Source organism: Providencia burhodogranariea DSM 19968, from assembly GCF_000314855.2.
Taxonomy (GTDB): domain Bacteria; phylum Pseudomonadota; class Gammaproteobacteria; order Enterobacterales; family Enterobacteriaceae; genus Providencia; species Providencia burhodogranariea.
Genome location: NZ_KB233222.1, coordinates 651,674 through 654,270 on the forward strand (window position 1 = coordinate 651,674; position 2,597 = coordinate 654,270).

General features: G+C 39.1%; 2 protein-coding genes. Both read right to left on the reverse strand.

Annotation, left to right across the window (positions count from 1 at the left end):
* Nucleotides 1-75: 75 nt before the first annotated feature.
* Entirely contained in the window at nucleotides 76-1,752 is a 1,677-nt protein-coding gene (locus OOA_RS02735; protein WP_008910597.1) for a lipase family alpha/beta hydrolase, read from the reverse strand.
* Nucleotides 1,753-1,793: 41 nt separating this feature from the next.
* A partial coding sequence (locus OOA_RS02740) for a DUF2345 domain-containing protein (protein WP_008910598.1) occupies nucleotides 1,794-2,597 on the reverse strand: 804 nt, incomplete at its 5' end.

The window sequence follows — 2,597 nt, forward strand, 5'->3', positions numbered from 1 at the left end:
GGCGGTGAATTATTAGTGTTCAATAACAATATGAGAATTATTATACTGCTGATTAATAATCCCCATATTTTAAATTTAGTCTGCTGCACCGATATCGACCTCTTGTACCATTTTAATGATGGCTCTTAGTGTAAATTGGATAGCGGGACGATTTTTTATATCATTCAAATTACTCACCGCATAGGCATCTTGATGGTCGACATCTGTTGCTAACCAGCTTTTAGTTGCCGAACTCTTTTTAATTGCACTAAGTGATTCGACCGGAACGGTTCCATCCCCAGGTGATCCTGATGAATCTAACCGTGCCTCCATCAGTGTTGTCTCATCGAAATACCGTTTATGGTTATGGGGCATTCGGTTTATTCCACTTGGGCTATACATCCCACTTAATGAAACAGATTTCCATGTTAGCTTGGTATCTGATTTTACTTCTGTACCATAAAAGACATACGTATTGGGATGATATTGTCCTTTTTCTTGATGACACATGAATTTTTTAACAACATCATTAATTATGTCATCATATGCTAGCCAATTATTTTCACTTGTTACAATATCCTTATCAAGGATGTCAGATTCATATAATCGCCACCAAGTGTCTCTCCGTAGATAAATTTCACTAAAGGGGTCTTTGTTTTTCGGTAAAAATAAATCATTGTCAGAATAAGCACTTTCAATTTCCAACCATGGCGATTGATATTTAGGATATGGGAGTAGCTGCAATGGCGCTGGAGCAAAGGCTAACACGGGCATTAATTCTTCTGCTGTTGCTCCTAAGACTTTCCCTGGTAACCCCTCTTGCCCTGCGCCTGTTTTCATACGGCGATAAGCCGCAGGCGATCCTAAATCAGGAATGACGCCATGAACGACCCCTAAAACTTTATCTTGGCAACCTTTAAACGTAGTCTCCTCTGGTGGATTCATTGCATAACGTGCAACAAGTCCTCCCATCGAGTGGGTAACAAGAATAACTTTTTCTATTGCTAATCCATAGCCATGTTCTTGATATGTTTTATCGATAATATCATCGATATATTCCACCAAATTTTTTGCGGAATTTGCATTATCATCAAGCCAGTTATAACCGAACACATGAACAGAAAACAAAAAATGCTTAAAGTGATTCAATTCATCTTCTGTTAGTTTCTCTTCATTACTGTCGCCAATTTTTGCTTCGACAAGCTGGCTCAATATTCCTGTTGAGTTAAAGTATGTTTGTAGTGCTTTCGCATCATCGTTTTGTACAATATTAAGCACATCTTTTTGCCAATCATCCATTAAGGCTGACTGAAGAACCTCTAAAAAAGAGCCATAACTTAAGTACAGTGCTTCTCCCCACCCCCGTTTTTGCCTTGTGGGTAACATTTTTCCATCGTCACTAAAAAGAGCGTAGGTGCTTGGCATTATTTCACCGCTGCTATCAACCTTGGTGTTTTTAGCATCTAATGACTTTCGCCTTTCTGAGCCAGTCATACCTACAAATTTTAAAGTGTCGGCTCCCATAAATGCATTAGCTTTCCATACATTTTCCTCATCATTATCCATTAGATTAGTACCCATAATTCCTGGTATAAAAATCACAGGAACCACTTTAGTTGGCGGCTTGATGCAATGGGCTTCAGCATTGAGTGATTTATGTTGAGTTTTTATGTCATCCCAAATGACTTTACCGTTTTTATTCCATTTAGGTAAATGATAGGAAATGTGTTGGCATTCACCAGTATCGACGCTGTTATCTGAATTTTTGTCCATTTATAGTCCTTTAAATCAAAGCTTATTACCCAATAAAAGTATTATTTCTTTTGATTGAGCTCGATTTGAATGTTATCTAACCCTAAGCTGTCTTGTTGTGTCGTTTTACCCATCGTATCGGTAGTATTTATTTCTTTAGTGTCATTCGCGACGACGTCAACGGAACGGATTGCTTGGGAAGCTTGTTTAGTGGAAGGCAAAATAACTTTAGGCTGTATAGCAAACTCAGAACTTTCCCATGAGCGCATTGCTTCATTAATGCTTTTGCCACCAAATTTTTGCCAGACTTCACCACGTTCAATGATTTTATCCGGCGCTGTACATTCAACCGTGCCATCCGCAATCCGAATATAGCCACCACCACTGGTTAAAATAATCTCTTTTTTGGCCTTGATAATCACCTTGCCATCATGACTGCTGATGCTCAAATCTTTCAACGCATCCAATGACATTTCATCATGCTGGGCTTCAATGGCAATTTTACCTTGGTTAGCAAAAATTTTTATTCCTAACTTTTGGGCAAATAAGCTGATAATTTCCCCTGCGGCGACGGTGAACTTTTTAGCGATACTAAAATCTGCATTTTTTTGTGCTGTCGTAATGATGTTTTCACCGGATGAGAATTGGATGCTTTTAGGTGAACTATTAGCGATACCTTCGGGTGAAGAAATTAGCAAGGCAGATTGTTTCAGTTCATTTAACGTTTCGGACAGTAAGTCTTTTTGTGTTTGTAAGTCAGCGAGTTCGGCTTTAGCAATATCTGCGGCTTCTTTTAGTGATCCTGCCAGTTGTTGTGCTTGTTTGAGTTGCGCTATTGCCTCAGACATCGCCAGTACATCGCCACC

Bases quoted from the DNA above. Each gene is read 5' to 3' on its own strand.
- OOA_RS02735 (WP_008910597.1), bottom strand. From the start codon at position 1,752: ATGGACAAAAATTCAGATAACAGCGTCGATACTGGTGAATGCCAACAC.